This window comes from Psychromicrobium xiongbiense (assembly GCF_030271165.1).
In the GTDB taxonomy this organism is placed as follows: Bacteria; Actinomycetota; Actinomycetes; order Actinomycetales; family Micrococcaceae; genus Renibacterium; species Renibacterium xiongbiense.
This window is the reverse complement of record NZ_JASSZH010000026.1, coordinates 40,730-57,367: the sequence shown is the minus strand read 5'-3', so window position 1 is coordinate 57,367 and position 16,638 is coordinate 40,730. Positions and strand designations below refer to the sequence as shown.

General features: G+C 64.7%; 16 protein-coding genes. 6 read left to right on the top strand and 10 right to left on the bottom strand.

What is annotated here, in order from left to right; genetic code table 11:
• Positions 1–204 precede the first annotated feature (204 nt).
• The 5 genes from QQM37_RS10690 to QQM37_RS10670 are packed head-to-tail and all read left to right on the top strand — an operon-like array spanning position 205 to position 3,618.
• Complete coding sequence (locus tag QQM37_RS10690) at positions 205–480, top strand: hypothetical protein (RefSeq protein ID WP_285727328.1); 276 nt, start codon at positions 205–207, stop codon at positions 478–480.
• A 1-nt stretch (position 481) separates the two neighbouring features.
• Positions 482–1,498: an FAD:protein FMN transferase gene (locus tag QQM37_RS10685; protein ID WP_285727326.1), complete on the top strand. Its 1,017-nt coding sequence runs from the start codon at positions 482–484 to the stop codon at positions 1,496–1,498.
• Positions 1,491–2,075, top strand: coding sequence for a ferric reductase-like transmembrane domain-containing protein (locus QQM37_RS10680; protein WP_285727324.1), 585 nt, complete (start codon positions 1,491–1,493; stop codon positions 2,073–2,075). Before QQM37_RS10685 ends, QQM37_RS10680 begins: the two co-directional genes overlap by 8 nt.
• Complete coding sequence (locus QQM37_RS10675) at positions 2,072–3,385, top strand: NADH-ubiquinone oxidoreductase-F iron-sulfur binding region domain-containing protein (protein WP_285727322.1); 1,314 nt, start codon at positions 2,072–2,074, stop codon at positions 3,383–3,385. Before QQM37_RS10680 ends, QQM37_RS10675 begins: the two co-directional genes overlap by 4 nt.
• The gene (locus tag QQM37_RS10670) at positions 3,385–3,618 is read left to right on the top strand and encodes a ferredoxin (RefSeq protein ID WP_285727320.1); all 234 of its coding nucleotides are present in this window, start codon (positions 3,385–3,387) and stop codon (positions 3,616–3,618) included. Before QQM37_RS10675 ends, QQM37_RS10670 begins: the two co-directional genes overlap by 1 nt.
• Here the strand turns inward: QQM37_RS10670 and QQM37_RS10665 are convergent.
• The 3 genes from QQM37_RS10665 to QQM37_RS10655 are packed head-to-tail and all read right to left on the bottom strand — an operon-like array spanning position 3,615 to position 6,654.
• Positions 3,615–4,805 carry an ABC transporter permease gene (locus QQM37_RS10665; RefSeq protein ID WP_285727318.1) on the bottom strand — a complete coding sequence of 397 codons (1,191 nt, stop codon included), beginning with the start codon at positions 4,803–4,805 and terminating at the stop codon, positions 3,615–3,617. The two genes, QQM37_RS10670 and QQM37_RS10665, sit on opposite strands and share 4 nt — an antisense overlap.
• Complete coding sequence (locus QQM37_RS10660) at positions 4,802–5,491, bottom strand: ABC transporter ATP-binding protein (RefSeq protein WP_285727317.1); 690 nt, start codon at positions 5,489–5,491, stop codon at positions 4,802–4,804. Before QQM37_RS10660 ends, QQM37_RS10665 begins: the two co-directional genes overlap by 4 nt.
• 29 nt (positions 5,492–5,520) lie before the next feature.
• A complete protein-coding gene (locus QQM37_RS10655; protein WP_285727315.1) occupies positions 5,521–6,654 on the bottom strand; it encodes a permuted SH3 domain-containing protein in 1,134 nt (377 codons plus the stop codon).
• A 131-nt stretch (positions 6,655–6,785) separates the two neighbouring features.
• On the opposite strand from QQM37_RS10655, the gene QQM37_RS10650 reads away from it, so the two are divergent.
• The gene (locus tag QQM37_RS10650) at positions 6,786–7,874 is read left to right on the top strand and encodes a Gfo/Idh/MocA family protein (protein WP_285727313.1); all 1,089 of its coding nucleotides are present in this window, start codon (positions 6,786–6,788) and stop codon (positions 7,872–7,874) included.
• A gap of 96 nt (positions 7,875–7,970) precedes the next feature.
• Here QQM37_RS10650 and QQM37_RS10645 read toward each other — a convergent pair whose 3' ends face one another.
• The 7 genes from QQM37_RS10645 to QQM37_RS10615 all read right to left on the bottom strand — a co-directional run bounded on the left by QQM37_RS10645 (position 7,971) and on the right by QQM37_RS10615 (position 16,599).
• Positions 7,971–8,681, bottom strand: coding sequence for an ABC transporter ATP-binding protein (locus QQM37_RS10645; RefSeq protein WP_285727311.1), 711 nt, complete (start codon positions 8,679–8,681; stop codon positions 7,971–7,973).
• Complete coding sequence (locus tag QQM37_RS10640; protein ID WP_285727309.1) at positions 8,668–9,621, bottom strand: ABC transporter ATP-binding protein; 954 nt, start codon at positions 9,619–9,621, stop codon at positions 8,668–8,670. Before QQM37_RS10640 ends, QQM37_RS10645 begins: the two co-directional genes overlap by 14 nt.
• Positions 9,618–10,793 carry a branched-chain amino acid ABC transporter permease gene (locus QQM37_RS10635; protein ID WP_285727308.1) on the bottom strand — a complete coding sequence of 392 codons (1,176 nt, stop codon included), beginning with the start codon at positions 10,791–10,793 and terminating at the stop codon, positions 9,618–9,620. The genes QQM37_RS10640 and QQM37_RS10635 overlap by 4 nt, the downstream gene beginning before the upstream one ends.
• On the bottom strand, positions 10,790–11,839 hold the full coding sequence (locus QQM37_RS10630) for a branched-chain amino acid ABC transporter permease (protein ID WP_285727306.1): 1,050 nt from the start codon (positions 11,837–11,839) through the stop codon (positions 10,790–10,792). Before QQM37_RS10630 ends, QQM37_RS10635 begins: the two co-directional genes overlap by 4 nt.
• A 99-nt stretch (positions 11,840–11,938) precedes the next feature.
• The gene (locus QQM37_RS10625; RefSeq protein WP_285727304.1) at positions 11,939–13,180 is read right to left on the bottom strand and encodes a branched-chain amino acid ABC transporter substrate-binding protein; all 1,242 of its coding nucleotides are present in this window, start codon (positions 13,178–13,180) and stop codon (positions 11,939–11,941) included.
• 367 nt (positions 13,181–13,547) lie between these two features.
• Positions 13,548–14,153 (bottom strand): hypothetical protein, encoded by a 606-nt coding sequence (locus QQM37_RS10620; protein ID WP_285727302.1) that lies wholly within the window; start codon positions 14,151–14,153, stop codon positions 13,548–13,550.
• Positions 14,154–14,376: 223 nt separating this feature from the next.
• The gene (locus tag QQM37_RS10615) at positions 14,377–16,599 is read right to left on the bottom strand and encodes an NADP-dependent isocitrate dehydrogenase (RefSeq protein WP_285727300.1); all 2,223 of its coding nucleotides are present in this window, start codon (positions 16,597–16,599) and stop codon (positions 14,377–14,379) included.
• Positions 16,600–16,638: the final 39 nt, after the last annotated feature.

The following is a 16,638-nucleotide window of genomic DNA, read 5'->3' as shown; positions in this document are numbered from 1 at the left end:
GGCTCTCCCTGCAGGGAGAGCCGCCTCCTTCATGTCTGGTCGTGCTGCCCCGACATCTCCTGCGTGAAACCTTCTTGTCTGGCGTTGAAGCCTTTCTCAGCTTCCGGCTAAGTGCCTCCTGCACACTGGAGTGACCGACCGGAATCGTCGGCGGAGCTCCAGGAACTCCTGGGAATCAGAACTGTCGCAGGAAAGAACCCCCTCATGGCCGTCAAACACCAGGCTCAGCGTGCTGCACGTGCCGTCACCACGGCAGCCAGTGTGGCTGGCATTGCGCTCACTGCGGTCGGCGGAACGGCCATCTACTGGACGATGCCGCAGAGCTCAGCCAGCAACACCACAGGCTCCTCCAGCACCACGCCCACCATTCCGGGCGGCCAGACCAACTCAAACAGCCAGACCAGCCCGAACACACCGGCGTCCCCGATGCCGGTCCTCCCCGGAGGTAGCGGGAGGCACGGCCATTCCTCGGGGTCCTGAGATGCCGGACGCAACGCGGACTGGCGTGCTGGATGCACCCACCAGGGTGGACATCCACCGGTACGACACCTGGGCCAGTGCACAATGGCAGATCTGGGGTAGCCCGGCCCGCGTGGTGGTGACCGATCCCGCCGTCCTGCCAGCCGCCATCGAGCGCTCCCACTCTTTTCTGGCTGACGTTCAGCAGGCCTGCAGCCGCTTCGATCCCGACTCGGAGCTGCGTCAATTGCATCCTCAGGGCTCCACGGCGGGCATTCCGGTCAGCAGTCTGCTGGCAGATCTTCTGCGGGCGTCACTGATCGCCGCCGAACGGACCGACGGTGCCGTCGATCCCACTCTGGGGCGTGACCTCTCGCTCTGGGGCTACGACCGCGATCTGGCAGAACTGAGCCCTGCCTCCGGGCCCGACGATCTGGCCGGTGCCGAGGCCCGCTATCAGCTGCAGATGCGCAGCTGGCCCGCGCGCAGCCCCCGCTGGCGGGAGATCCGGCTCGAGGGAACGCTGCTCTTCCTGCCCCAGGGCACGGTGCTGGATCTGGGTGCGAGCGCCAAAGCCTATGCCGCCGATCTTCTGGTCGCCGCGCTCCACCGGCAGCTGGGCTGCGGCATCCTGGTCAGTCTGGGCGGGGATCTGGCCACTGCCGGCCCGCCGCCGGGTTCCTGGGAAATCCTGGTGCAGGATACCGACCATGACGCGCCCTGCTACCTCACGCTGGCCGAGGGGTGGGCGGTGGCCACCTCCAGCACTCAGAAACGCCGCTGGTCACACCGCGGCCAGAACGTCATCCATGTGCTGGATCCACGCTGGGGGATTCCGGTGGTGCCACACTGGCGGACGGCAAGCGTGGTGGCTCCTACCGCGCTGGAGGCCAATTCGCTGAGTACCGCCGCTCTGGTCAAAGGAACCGAAGCACTCCAGTGGTTGCGCGAACAGGGGCTTCCCGCCCGGCTGGTGGCAGCCAATGGGCGGGTTCACACCCTGGGTAGCTGGCCTGAGGAGGTACAGCACCATGGATGAGGTGCTCTGGGCCACCGGGCGGATCAGCGGGGTCACGGCCCTGTTGCTGATCACCCTCTCGATCGTGCTCGGCGTCGTGTCCCGCTCCGGCCGATCGCTCACCGGCACCCGCGGAGGTGGACTCTCACGGGTTTCGCTGTCTCTGGTGCACCGAAATATCGCGCTGCTTTCCGGCCTCTTTGTTCTGCTTCATATCGTCACGCTGCTTTTTGATTCCTTCGCCCAGCTGAGTCTGGCCAACCTGGTGCTCCCGTTCCTTGCCGCGCACGATCCGTTCTGGCAGGGACTGGGAACGGTGGCCTTCGACCTGCTGATCGCCATCGTGCTCACCGGCCTGCTCCGGGTGCGCATCGGGCCTGCAGCCTTCCGCCTGGTGCACTGGCTGGTTTACGCCCTGTGGCCGCTGGCTCTGCTGCACGGGCTGGGCAATGGCACCGATGGGCTGAGCACCTGGTTCCTGGTGCTCAGCGCGGCTTCTGCGCTCGCCGTTCTGCTCGCCCTGATCTGGCGGCTTTCCCGCACGTTCACCCGTACCTCGCATCTGGCCTCCCACCTCGAGGAAAGGACCTGGGCGTGAGTGCCGCCCCTGCCCCGGTACCCGGCCCGCTGGCGCCCGATGGCGCCCGGCGACTTTTCGCGGCAGGGAACCGGGCCGACTGGTCCCGGCACGTAGCCCGTTTCGGCGCGCTCGATCTGGCCGGCATCGGGCCAGCCTGGCTCACTCTGCTCGCCGAGTCCGGGCTGACCGGCCGTGGGGGCGCGCAGTTCCCGCTCTGGCGCAAAGTGGAGGCGGTGCGTTCCGCCGCGGATTCCGCAGGATTGACGATGTCACCGGTGGTCGTGGCCAACGGGGTGGAAGGCGAACCGCTTTCCGAGAAGGACCGCACCCTGCTCACCCATGCGCCGCACCTGGTGCTTGATGGGCTGGCGGTAGCCAGCCGACTGGTCGGCGCCAAGGCCAGCTACCTCTGCCTCTCCACGGAGATCCCCGAGCTGTCCGCAGCCATCGCAGCCCGTCCGGCAGGCGCGCAAGGCACCCGCAAGCGCCCCGTCCTGGTGCAGACGGAAGCACGGTTCATCGCTGGCGAGGCCAGTGCGGTGGTGCAGGCCATCGCCACCGGCCGCAGCACCCCGCGAACCCATGTGGACCGGCTGAGCACCCGTGGTCTGAAGGGCCGGCCCACCTTGGTCAACAATGTGGAGACGCTCGCCCAGCTCGGTCTGCTGGCCCGGTTCGGAGCGGCATGGTTCCGCAGCGTGGGCACCTCCACTGATCCGGGGACCCGGCTGGTCACCGTGCATTTTGGCGATGGCGAGCCCCGGGTTCTTGAAGTGCCCGGTGGGGTGGGACTGGCCGAGGTCCTGGGTTACTGCGGCATCGGCGTAGACAGGGTGGAGGCACTGCTGGTGGGTGGGTATCACGGTTGCTGGGTCCCCCGGGATCAGATTCAGAGGCTCACTCTCGGCGGACCGCTGGGGATGGCGCCCGGGGCCGGGATTCTCTACGCGCTGCCCCGGGGCCAGTGCGGCCTGCGCGCCAGCAGCCGGATTGCCGATTACCTCGCCTCGCAGTCCACCGGGCAGTGTGGTCCCTGCCGTTTTGGTCTGCCGTCTGTGGCGGGCCTCTTCCGGGATCTGGTGCACGGCGATAGTGGATTCCAGGGGCAGTCCGGCGCCGAGCTGGCCCGGTTGAACCACCTGGTGGGTCTGCTCCCTGGGCGGGGCGCCTGTCATCATCCGGACGGCAGTGCCCGGTTCATTGCCGATGCACTGACGGTCTTTCATGAGGACCTACTGGCGCATGCGCATGGCCGCTGCCTCGCCGGTTCGGCCAGGCCACAGGCCCACACTCAGCCCCTCGGGGCCCGCCGACTGGAGGTGGGCTGATGCGTCGACCGGCCGCCATCGTGCATATCGACTGGACGCGCTGCGAGGGCAGGGGCCTGTGCATCGAGTTGCTGCCGCAGCATCTGGAACAGGACGAATTCGGCTACCCGCTGGTCACGGACCGGCCGGCCGAGGACCGCTCGCAGATCGCCATCGCCGCCTCCGAATGGGAGGACGCTCAGGAGGCCGTGGTCCGTTGCCCAAGGGCAGCGCTGCGGGTGGTCCCCGGTTAGAAGCGGATAGCGTCGATGACCTTGATCCGGACCGCGACGATGGCCGGGAGCAACCCGGCAATCACGCCGGCCAGAACCGCCGCCCCGAGCCCCAGCAGGGCTGCGCTCAGCGGAAAGGGTGGGTACTCGGTGAGCCCCTGGCCGATTTTCGACTCGATCCAGGGGTTCTTGACCACGGCAATCGCGAGCATCACACCCAGGATCCCGGCCGCTGTTGTGGCGACCACCGATTCGAGCATGACCGAAAAGAACACCCGGCTCCCGGTAGCCCCGAAACTGCGCCGGATGCCGATCTCCCGCACTCGATGCCGAATGGTGACCATGGTGATGTTCAGCAGGCTCAGCACACCGAGAAACATCACCAGGATCGCCACTCCTGCGGCTCCCCACTGGACGATGGCGAAAGGATCGCCCTGAGCGGCAAAGTCACTCCGGTTGATGTTCACGTGCGCGCCCGGAAAGGCTGCCGCGAGATCACTCTGCAGCGCCGCGGACACCCGCGCAGCCTGCTGCGGATCCACCCAGATCTCCTGGCTGACGCCACCCTGGAAGGCCGCCACCGAACCTGCCGCCGGGCTGTTGCGCAAGAGGTAAGCGGCCGGGGAGCCGGAGGGATCGGCATCGGGCACCACACCGATCAGGATGGCGGTCACCGGGGTTTCACCGATCACCCCCACCTCCGGAGCGCGCTGTAGATCAGGGCGGCCCATCCTCGAATAGAAACTCTCATTCACCACCATGGCTGGCGCCAGCCGCTGGGCGTCATCAGCGGCGAACCACTGCCCACGGCTCACTGTGACCCGGTGGATCGTCCCATACGGTGGGTCCACCAACGTGACCCGGGCTGGCGCCACGCCCTGGACAAACTGGAACTGGGCCTGCCCTTCGGTGCGGGTGCTCGATGAGTCCTTCAGCCCATACCGTTGCAGGACCTGATCAATTTTCTCCTGGCCACCCGCGATGGGCGTTCCGGTGTCGCTGCCGATATAGAGCTGCAGCGTGGCGGTCCGGCCGCCCCACTTCTCTTGATTCTGGGTGATCCCGGCCCGCATCAGATCGCCGATGCCGACCACCGCGGTCAGGGCCGCCACCGAGAGTGCCACCCCCACCAGGGAGAGCAGAACCCTGGTCTTCTGGACCCGGAATTCGCCCCAGGCTCCCACCAGGGCTGCGATGAAGCCGGTCATACCGCCACCTCCACGGCAGCAGCGGCCAGCGAGGGATCCTCGCTCAGCTGACCTTCCTCAAGGCGAAAATGGGTCCGGGCCAACCGGGCCACCGCCAGATCATGGGTGATCGTCACCAGAGCCGCCCCAGTCTGCGCTGCCACCTCGTCGAGCAACTTCATCACCGCCTGCCCGGTGGTCACGTCGAGCGCCCCGGTGGGCTCATCGGCCAGGATGAGCTGTGGTCTGCGCACCAGGGCGCGGGCAATGGCGACTCGCTGCTGCTCGCCACCGGAGAGCAGCGATGGCGAGGCCTCCAGGCGGTCTTCCAAACCCACCTGAACCAGCATGTCGGTGGCCAGTTGCCGCCGACGCCAGAAGTCGCGGCCCGAATACATCAGCGGCATCATGACGTTCTCCAAGGCGCTGCGGCCCGGCAGCAGGTTGAACTGCTGAAACACGAAGCCGATGCTGGAACCCCGTAGCCGTGCCCGTCGGGTGTCGCTGATCTGATGGGCGTTCTTCCCTCTGAATTCCAGACTGCCGGCCGACGGACGATCGATCAGGCCCAGGAGGTTGAGCAGCGTGGACTTCCCGGAACCGGAGCGTCCCACGATGGCGGTATGGTCCCCTTCGCGCAGCTCCAGGTCGATGCCGCGGAGGATGTCCAGCTGATCGTCGTTGGGTAGAAAAACAGTCCGTGTCACACCCTCCAGGCGGACCAACAGTTCAGCACTCACCCTGCGGCCCCGTTCGAGTTGCCGGTCATCGGTTGTCCACCGCCGGGATTACCGCCTGGCGGGCACGGCGCGCCGGGCGGGCAATTCTGTGCGGGCGCGCCCGGGACGTACTGCAGGACGCGTTCCCCTTCCGCCAGCCCCTTGGTCACCTCCACCTGCTTGCCGTCGTTGAGGCCGAGTTCGACGTCGCGCTTCTCCTGGCCTTTGTCCGTGGCGACCCAGACCTGACCGGATTTGAAGCTGCCCTTGACCGCGCTCAGCGGCACCACCAGCACGTTCTTCGCGCTGCCTGCCGTCAGCTGCATCGTCGCGCCCAGGCCAGAGAACACCGGAGTACCGGCCGGGATCGCGCAACTGACTTTGCCTGTGGTGGGGCTGCCGGAGGATGAACCGCTTCCCGGTGCCGCTGGCCCGGGCATGGCACCGGCTTTCGCCTCTGTACCTGTGGCTCCCGCGCCTCCGGCGTTCGGCACAGCGGCATCCGCTGCCCCGAAGGCCACCGTGCCGCAGTCAAAGGGTGCCGGGCCGCCATTGACCGTGATCGTCGCCTGGGTCACCTGGCCCAGCAGCCGGTACTGCTGCTCGGCGGTCAGGCTCGCCTGCGCAGAGAGGCTGCCGGAGACCACGCCACCGAGGTTCTGCCCCACGCTCACCTGCTGTTCCAGCAGCAAAGTGAAGTTTTGAAGGGTTCCTGCAGCAGGCGCCAGCACATTCTGGTAACGGTAGGTGGGCGCAGCCGGTACCGCATCGCCCTTGCCGGTTCCGTTCCCGGTAGATCCGGCGGCTGGCGCTGCCGTGGTGCTCTGGACCATCGATTTCACCTGGAACAACGGATCCCCTGCCGCCACGGTGGCCTGCGGATCCACGAAGATCTTCACCACCGTTCCTGCGGCGTTGGAGAGCACTGGAACCGCCGGATCGGTGACCAGGGAGCCCTTGACTTCCACCACATTGTTGATGGTGCCGCGGGTAACGGGCACGATTGCGGGCGCCACGGTGGCCTGGGGGAAGGCCGTGCTGCTGGTCGGCTTCAATCCGTCCATGAAGGCGATTTTGACCAGGGCCAGGGCTATCACCGCGAAAATCACCAGCCAGACCACCGGGAACACCACTCGCCGCAAAATCCTCATCGCATCTCCTCAGCACACACTCATACAGTTCATACAGTTATTTCTCTTTCCTCGACACTTTCATGGCGGGGATGGCGCAACAAGGCATAACGTGTCTCAGCACTGTCACAATGAGGTGCCACAATGAGCAGATGAAAACCTACATCGCCCGCCCGGACTGGTACGACGACGGATTCCCCAACCCCCTGACCGCCACGGGCCGCTCCCTGGGTTGGGGGGTGGTGGCCACCGGTGGCATCGCCCACACGGTCACCCGCGATCTGGCGCTGTTGGAGGATGCGACTCTTCAGGCGGTCTCCTCCCGGAGTGCGGAATCGGCCCGCGCTTTCGCTGAAGAATTCGGCGTGACCCGCTGGTACGCGGACGATGCCGGCGTGTCCGGCTACCAGGCGCTCTGTGCCGACCCAGCGGTGGACGTGGTGTATGTAGCCACCCCGCACGGGCAGCACTATGAGGTCGCCAAGGCTGCACTGGAGGCAGGCAAGCACGTCCTGTGCGAGAAGGCGCTCACCCTCAACGCCCGGCAGGCCGAGGAGCTGGTGGCTCTGGCCGGCGAGCGCGGGTTGTTCCTGATGGAGGCCATGTGGGCTCGTTTTGTGCCCGGGATTCAGCGCGCCCTGGAGATCATCCGTGAAGGCACCATCGGCCAGGTGCAATGGGTTCGCGCAGATCTGGGCTTCCCTGCTCCGGTCGATCCTGCTTCGCGCATCTGGGCTCCGGAAGCCGGCGGTGGCGCACTGCTGGACCTCACGGTCTACCCGCTGCTCTGGGCCTGGGGCACTCTGGGGGCACCCGAGTCCCTGCACGCCGTCGGCGGCCTGACCCCTTGGGGCGTGGACACGCAGAATGCCATCACTCTGGGCTACCCGGGTGGCGCTTTCGCCCAGTTGCAGAGCTCGCTGGTGTCCCAGAGCCCTCGGGTCGCCTCGGTCTGTGGATCCCTGGGTTTCGTGGAGACCATCGATTCGGTCAACAACCCTTCACAGATCCGGGTCTGTGCCGACTGGAATGGCACCGACTGGGGACTGGACCGGATCGAGGAGTTCGAAGTTTACGGCTCCGGGTACACCTACGAGCTGCGCGAAGTCACCCGATGCATCCAGCAGGGCCTGACCGAAAGCCCAACCATGCCCTGGCAGGACAGTGTCGACATCATGCGTCTCTTCGATGGCGTCCGCGCCCAGCTGGGCGTGAGCTACCCGCAGGACGCACGCGACTGAATTTATTCGCGCTGAGTGTCGAGGTAACGCTGTTCTCACGCTGTTTTCACGCCACCGCAATACAGCGTTACCTCGACACTCAGCGAAGAGTGGAGGCTAAGCCCCCAGGTAGGCCTCCTTGATGGCGGGATTCGCCATCAGCTCCTTGCCGGTTCCCTCATGGGTGATCTTCCCGGTCTCCAGGACGAACGCCCGGTCCGCTTTGGCCAGCGCCTGATTCGCGTTCTGCTCCACCAGCAGGATCGTGGTGCCCTGCTTGTTGATCTCCGCAATGATCGAGAAGATCTGCCTGATGAACTGCGGTGCGAGCCCCATCGACGGCTCGTCGAGCAAGAGCAGCTTCGGGTCGGACATCAGCGCCCGGCCAATGGCGAGCATCTGCTGCTCACCACCGGACATGGTGCCTCCCAGCTGCTTCTGGCGCTCCTTCAGCCGCGGGAACAGGTCGAAGACCCGCTCCAGATCCCCGCTCAGCCCGGACTTATCCGCCCGACCAAAGGCTCCCATGTCCAGGTTCTCGGCCACCGTCATCCCCGGGAAAATCCCCCGGCCCTCCGGTGCCTGGGAGATCCCGCGCACCACCCGCAGATGAGCCTTGACCTTCGTCACGTCCTCACCCTCGAAGTGGATGGTGCCGTGGGTCGGGTTCAGCAGGCCGGAGATAGTCTTCATGGTGGTGGTCTTGCCCGCACCATTGGCGCCGATCAGCGAGACGATCTCCCCGGATTCCACGCTGAAACTCATGTGTTCCAGCGCCTGGATCCGCCCGTAGAACACGGAAACGTCCTTGAGCTCAAGCAGACTCATCTTCAGGCTCCCCCAGGTAGGCGGCAATGACTTTGGGGTCCTCGCGAATCTCTTTCGGCACAGCATCGGCGATTTTCTTACCGAACTCCAGCACCACGATCCGGTCGGTCACGCCCATCACCAGCTTCATATCGTGCTCAATCAGCAGGATCGTGTACCCATCGGCCCGAATGGTGCGGATGAGTTCCATCAGGCCCTCTTTTTCTGCCGGGTTGAAGCCCGCTGCGGGCTCATCCAGGCAGAGCAGTTTGGGATCAGTGGCCAGTGCCCGCGCGATTTCCAGACGCCGTTGGGATCCGTAGGACAGATTGCGGGACAGGTCATTGGCATGCTCCGCAATGCCCACGAACTCCAGGAGGGCCATCCCCCGCTCGATGGAGGATTTCTCCTCCCGCACATGAGTGGGCAGCCGCAGGAGCGCTCCTCCCACACTGGTGCGGTGCCGGGCGTCGAGACCCACGACGACGTTCTCCAGCGCCGTCATCTCACCGAACAGTCGGATGTTCTGGAAGGTGCGGGCCAGGCCCAGCCGGGTGATCTTGTGCCGCTGTTTGCCACCGATGGACACTCCCTCCAGCAACACCTTGCCACTGCTGGGTTTGTACACCCCGGTCATCGCATTGAAGCAGGTGGTCTTCCCCGCCCCGTTGGGGCCGATCAACCCGAGGATCTCGCCGCGCTTGATCGAGAAGGAGACGTCGTCCAGCGCGACCAGCCCGCCGAACTTCATGGTGAGGTTCTGAACGGTCACCAGGTCATCGCCCACCGGCACCGCAAACTCGCGCTCCGGTGCTGCCGCCTCGGCCACCTCCAGATCGATGCCCTTCTCTTCCAGCTCCGCAGTGTCAATCACCGCCTCAAGCGCTTCCTGCTCGCCTGGACTGGCGGCATCGGCCACTTCACGGGGCGCCCCGGAACCGGGCGTCAGCGATTCGCTCATGCTCCCGCCCCCTCTTCACGGGTTTCTCCGGCCACGGTCCTGGAACCGGCGGCACCGCCGGGTGGAGCACCGGCACCAGGCTTCTGAGCGAGCTTGACGTAGACGGAGCGACCATAGGCGAGCAGATGTTGCCGGGCGGCCAGCAGGCCGTGCGTCCGGAAGATCATCAGCAGGACCAGGGCCAGGCCGAAGATCCAGTACTTATAAGGCGCGATCTCGGTGAATCGCAGCGGCAGATAGGCCACCAGGGCTCCACCGATGATGGCGCCGACCTTGTTGCCCGCGCCGCCGAGAACCACGGCTGCCAGGAACAGGATCGACGTCTGGACATCGAACTTCTGGTTGTTCACAAAGCCCGTGGACCCGGCAAACAGTGCCCCTGAAAGACCGCCCACTGCTGCGCCGAGGGCGAAGGCCCAGACCTTGTATTTGAAGACCGGAACGCCCATGATCTCGGCGGCGTCCTCATCCTCGCGGATGGCGATCCACGCCCGTCCCACCCGGCTGCGCTCCAGATTGCCGACCAGCAGCAGCACCACGATAATGATCGTGATGGTCAGCCAGTACCAGGGCGTTCCGTTGGAGTTGGAGAAAATGGGAACTCCTGCCGCATCCTCGCCCGGCGGCCGCCCGATGTTCTGGAAGCCCACCTGCCCCTTCATCGCCGGGATGATCGTGGCCAGGATGCGAATGATCTCGCCGAAGCCCAGGGTCACAATCGCCAGATAGTCGCCGCGCAGGCGCAAAGTGGGAATGCCCAGGATCACGCCGAAGAACATCGTCACCGCCATGGCGACCGGGATCGTCCACAGATATGGGATCTTCAGGAACGGCGAGTCCGGGCTGGTCAGCATGGCCGTCACATAGGCGCCCACCGCGTAGAAGGCCACATACCCCAGGTCCAGCAGGCCCGCATAGCCGACCACGATGTTCAGGCCGACGGCGACCAGGGCGAAAATGGCCATCTGGGAACAGGCGATGGCGAAGTTGGTCCCGGGCTCGGTGGTGATGATGGGCGGGTTCAGTACGGGCAGCAGATAGGCCAGCACCACGATGATCAGGAGCCAGCCCCATTGCTGCCAGCGCGGCAGCATCCGCCATTTCTCGCCCCAGGCCCGGAAAAGACCTCCTCCGGACGCTGATCTGCGGCTGGTCGAAGCGTGCGCGCTCATGCTTTGCTCCTTCCCAGGGTCTGGCCCAACAGGCCTTGGGGTCTGATCAGCAGGACCAGCACCAGCACGATGAACGCCACCACGTCGGTCCACTGCGAATTGCCCAGCAGGATCTGGCCGTAGTTGCCGATCAGGCCCAGCAGCAGGCCGCCGACCAGCGCGCCGCGGACGTTGCCGATGCCGCCCAGCACTGCGGCCGCAAAGGCCTTGATGCCGAGGATGAACCCTCCGTTGTACTGCACACCGGAGGGCACTTTCATCACGTAGAACAACGCTGCAGCACCGGCCAGCAGACCGCCGATGACGAAGGTCGTGACAATGATCCGTTCCTTGTTGACGCCCATCAGGGTCGCCGTATCCGGGTCCTGCGCCACGGCGCGGATGCCGCGTCCGGTGCGGGAGCGGCTGATGAACTGATCCACCACGATCATCATGATCAACGCAGCCACCACGATGATGATCTGCTGCGAATCGATGATGGTGCCGAAAACCTCAAAGATCGGGGTGGGTTTGAACATCGTCACCGCAGGTTCAGGATTGGCGCCCCGCCAGAGGAAGAAGGAGTACTGGATGACAAAAGAGGCGCCAATGGCGGTGATGAGAAAGACCAGCCGCGGCGCATTTTTCCTGCGCAGGGGGCGGTAGGCCAGTCGCTCGAGCAGGAAGGCGGTAACAGCCGAGGCCACCATGGCGACGATGATGGCCAGCAGAAGATTCAACAGGATGGCACCGATGCTCAGATGCGGTGCTGAGGGGCCAAAGCCCAGCGCTGTCAGGGTGAACACCACGCCGTAACAGCCGACGATGAACACCTCGGAGTGGGCGAAGTTGATGAGGTTGAGCACGCCGTACACCAGGGTGTATCCCAGTGCGATCAGCGCATAGATGGCACCGAAGGTCAGCCCGTCAAAGGTGACGGACCAGAAGTTTTCGGCCAGCGAGTTGACGTCGAAGGTGATCCATTCGCCATCAACGGGAACCAGCTGCGGGACGAGCTGCGGCGCGGCGGCCGCGGCGGCCGCGGCGTGAAGAATACTGACGAGCATGGCGCGCTCCTGACGGTTGTTCCGACGTGAGAGTCCCGGTCATGGCAGGGCTGTGGGGTCCAAGGTTGCCGGGCCCCACAGCCCTGTCATGATCTGAGGTCAGCCGCCGATCGGACCAATCGGAACGATCTTGCCGTTCTGGACCTTGTATCCGTAGACCGTCGGGGCCGCCAGCTCGCCCTTGCTGTCCCACTTGTAGTGCTTGCTCAGGCCGTCCTTGTCATAGGACTTGACCCAGCTCAGCAGGTCCGCGCGGCTCTGCTTGCCAGCGTCGATGCCGGAGAGCAGCACCGTGGCGGCATCGTAGCCTTCAATCGAGTAGGTGCCAGGTTCGGCACCGTTCGATACGCCCTTGTACGCCGTGGCAAACGTCGGAATCAACTCACCCGGGATGCAGGGGCAGGTGAAGTAGGCGTTCGATGAGGCATCGCCAGCCTGCTTGATGAACTGATCGTCCTTGACGCCATCCGGACCGATGAAGGTCCCGGCCCAGCCCTTGTTGACCAGCTGCTGATCGAAGGGGGCGCCTTCTGCGTAGTAGCCGGCGTAGAAGACGGCGTCCGCTTTGGCATTCTGGATCTTCGAAATCACCGCGGAGAAGTCCTTCTGGCCGGTGGTGACCTTTTCGGTTCCAGCCAGCTTGTCTTTCGCGGAAGAATTCAGCTTGTCCGTCACAGCCGAGCCCAGGCCGATGCCGTACTCGGAATCATCCTGCACCACGAAGATCTTCTTGGCCTGCAACTTATCCGTGAGGAAGGTTGCCGCGGCAGGACCCTGAACCGCGTCGTTGCCCAGGCCGCGGAAGAAGGTGGTCCATCCGTTGGTGGTCAGCACGGGGGCCGTCGCGGACGGCGTGATGTGGACCAGTCCGGACTGTTCAAAGATGTTTCCGGTTGCCTTGGACTCACCGGAGAACGGGAGACCGACGACGCCGATAATGCTCGCCTGGTTGGTGACCTCCGTGACCGGGCCTGTGGCCTTGTCTGCCGAACCTTCGGTGTCGAACTTCTTGAACTGCACCTGGCAGCCGGGGTTACTGGCATTGTGCTCGTTGATAGCCAGCTGAATGCCGTTGTAGATATTCACACCGAGCTGGGCGTTGGGGCCCGTCTGGGCACCCACATAGGCCAGAGTCGTCGTTGCCGGACACGTCGCCTTACCGTTGCCCTTGGGCAGAACGGCATTGGCTGGAACGTTGATCGAGGAGATCACGGGGATGTCGATCTTATTGCTGCTTGAACCCGTGGAGTCGCCACCGCCACTCTGATTAGCACAGGCACTCATGAGCAGGCCCACCGTGGCTACGACGGCCATCGAGGCCAGGATTTTCTTTCGATACATCAAGATTCCCTCCCGAAACCAAAGCGCGCGCCTACCATCGTGTGGTTGGCGTCACACCCAATATGTGTCTGAACAATACAGCCACTTTGCGGTTTCTGGACACAAGTATCGGGAAAAGATCGGGTAACGAAGAGCTCGGGATTTCAGCCAATTTCTCTCGCCGGGGCAGCCAGGTCGAGGCAAGTTCCCCGGGATTCCGGGGTCCGGCTCGGAGAAGGTTTCGATTCCGCTTCCGGCGTGTTTCGCGGGTGATTCTGCACGGTTTCCGCGACACACCCGGCGTGTCGAAGATCACAGCATCTCAGAGCAGGACACCCCGCCTGCCACATGGCAAACGGGGTGTCCTGAGATGACTGCGGCGCAGGGGTCAGGCCGTGGGATCCGTGGGCTGAACGTAGGGCTGCTGACCCGGCTGCTGCTGAACGTAGGGCTGCTGCTGACCATACGGCGCCTGTGGTGCCTGGCCATAGCCAGGCTGGTTGTCCGCCGGCCCAGGCTGAGCAGGCTGACCGTACGGAGCTGCCTGGCCGTGCGGAGCTGCCTGGCCTGACTGAGGCATCTGGCCGGGTTGGTAGCCACTCGGGTTCTGACCGGGGACATAGCCACTCGGGTTCTGACCGGGCACGTAGCCGCCAGGGTTATGAGACATGGGCTGCACCGGGGGCTTACGGCCCTGCACCGAGGCCGCGATGTTCCGAATGATCAGACCGACCGGCAGGATGAAGAAGTACAGGCTGAACCAGCCATTGGTCGTGGTCGGCAACTCAAGGTAGATGCCATACCCCGCGATGAGAACGCCCACGATGATACCGAGCAGCCGACCGCCGCTCTTGAGCTTGGGCAGGAATGAGGTCGCGATCAGCGCGATACCGGCAATCGCGAAGAACCAACCCGCGGCCGTGAAGACGGCGCTATCGACGGTGGTCGTACGCGACGGCACGCTCGAGAGGGCGGTGACAGCAGCAGTGAACATGGCGATCCTTCAGATGGTTCGGCGACAAGCGCACCGAATAACCATTCGGTGCACGATCACACTGTAGTCAATCGTCCGATGATTCGCGATGGAGAGTTCTCCCCATGGTCCCGGATGACACCCCCAGCCACGCCTTAAGGACAGCGACGGCCGGTCACCCTCCACGGAAGGTGACCGGCCGTCATCGTTACTCACCGACCCTCGGTGCAGAAGACCGAGAAGACTAGGCGCTGAAGCCATCCACCAGCGCGTTCAGCGTGGCTGAAGGGCGCATGACCTCAAAGACCCTGGCCTCATCCGGGCGATAGTAGCCACCGATCTCCACCGCATGCCCCTGCACCGCGAGCAGTTCCGCGACGATGGACTGCTCCTGTTCGGACAACGCGGCAGCCAGCGGCGCGAAGGCCTCCGCCAGGGCCGCGTCCTCCTGCTGCGCCGCCAGCTCCTGGGCCCAGTAGAGCGCCAGGTAAAAGTGGGAGCCGCGGTTGTCGATGGTACCGAGCTTGCGTCCCGGGGACTTGTTCTCCAGCAGGAAGGTACCGGTAGCACGATCCAGGGTATCGGCAAGGACCTTGGCACCCGGCGTACCGGCCTGTTCCGCGTACAGCTCGAAGGACGGAACCAGGGCGAAGAACTCACCCAGGGAATCCCAGCGCAGATAATCTTCGGAGACGAGCTGCTGGACGTGCTTCGGGGCCGAACCGCCCGCTCCGGTCTCGAAGAGGCCGCCGCCGTTGATGAGCGGGACCACGGAGAGCATCTTGGCACTGGTGCCCAGTTCCAGGATGGGGAACAGATCCGTCAGGTAGTCACGCAGTACGTTGCCGGTCACGGAGATGGTGTCCTCACCACGGCGCAGGCGCTCCACAGTGAACTTGGTGGCCTCCTCCGGAGAGAGAATGCGCAGATCCAGGCCCTCGGTGTCGTGGTCCTTGAGGTACTCGGTGACCTTGGCGATCAGCTGAGCGTCGTGCGCGCGAGTCTCATCCAGCCAGAAGACGGCCGGGGTCTGAGAGGCGCGGGCGCGGGTAACTGCCAGCTTCACCCAGTCGCGGACCGGAATGTCCTTGGTCTGGCAGGCACGCCAAATGTCGCCGGGCTCCACGGTGTGCTCCATCAGGACAGTGCCGTCCGAGGCAACGACCTGAACGGTGCCGGCCCTGGCGATCTCGAAGGTCTTGTTGTGGCTGCCATACTCCTCGGCTGCCTGCGCCATGAGGCCAACATTGGGGACAGTGCCCATGGTGGTGGGGTCAAAGGCTCCGTTGGCGCGGCAGTCATCGATGACCACCTGGTACACACCGGCGTAGCTGGAGTCCGGCAGCACGGCCAGGGTGTCGTGCTCCTTGCCGTCCGGGCCCCACATGTGGCCGGAGGTGCGGATCATGGCAGGCATGGAGGCGTCAACGATCACATCGGAGGGGACGTGCAGATTGGTGATGCCCTTGTCCGAGTCCACCATGGCCAGGGCAGGGCCCTCTTCCAGGCCCTTGGCGATCAGGCTGCGGACATCTTCACGGATGCCCTCCGGGAGCTCGTCGATCCCGCCCAGAATCGCGGCGAGGCCGTTGTTGGCGCTGAGTCCTGCAGCGGCCAGCTGCTCTCCGTAGGTGGCAAAAAGCTCGTGGAAGTACGCCTTGACCACGTGGCCGAAGATGATCGGGTCGGAGACCTTCATCATGGTGGCCTTGAGGTGAGCGGAGAAGAGCACACCCTCCTCCTTGGCGCGCTGCACGGCGGCGGCCAGGAACTCGTCCAGGGCGGCAGCACGCAGGACGGTGGAGTCCACCACCTCGCCCGCCAGGACCTTGAGGTCTTTCAGGAGTACCTCGACCGAACCATCGTCAAAGACCTCCTGGATCGTCAGGACGTCATCCTGGGCCAGCGTCACGGACTGCTCATTGGAACGGAAGTCATTCACGCCCATGGTGGCGACGTTGGTCTTGGACTCGGGGGTCCAGGCCCCCATCGAGTGCGGGTACTTGCGGGCATACGTCTTAACGGACAACGGCGCACGGCGGTCCGAGTTGCCCTCGCGCAGAACGGGGTTCACGGCGGAGCCCTTGATCCGGTCGTAGCGGGCGCGGATGTCCGTCTCCTCCTCCGTGGAGGGGCTGTCCGGGTAGTCCGGAAGCGCGTAGCCCTGCCCCTGGAGCTCGGCGATGGCGGCCTTGAGCTGAGGAATGGAGGCCGAGATGTTCGGGAGCTTGACGATATTGGCCTCGGGCGTCCTGGCCAGCTGGCCGAGCTCCGCGAGGGCGTCGCCGATGCGCTGCTCCTCGGTGAGGAAATCGCCGAAGGTGGCGATGATACGTCCGGCCAGGGAGATGTCCCGGGTCTCAATCTCCACACCCGCGTGGGAGGCATATGCCTTGACGATCGGAAGGAACGAATGCGTCGCCAGCATGGGCGCTTCGTCGGTGTGGGTGTAGATGATCTTGGCCATCAGGGCGTCTCCTACTGCTGTTTATCTTCAGGGATATAG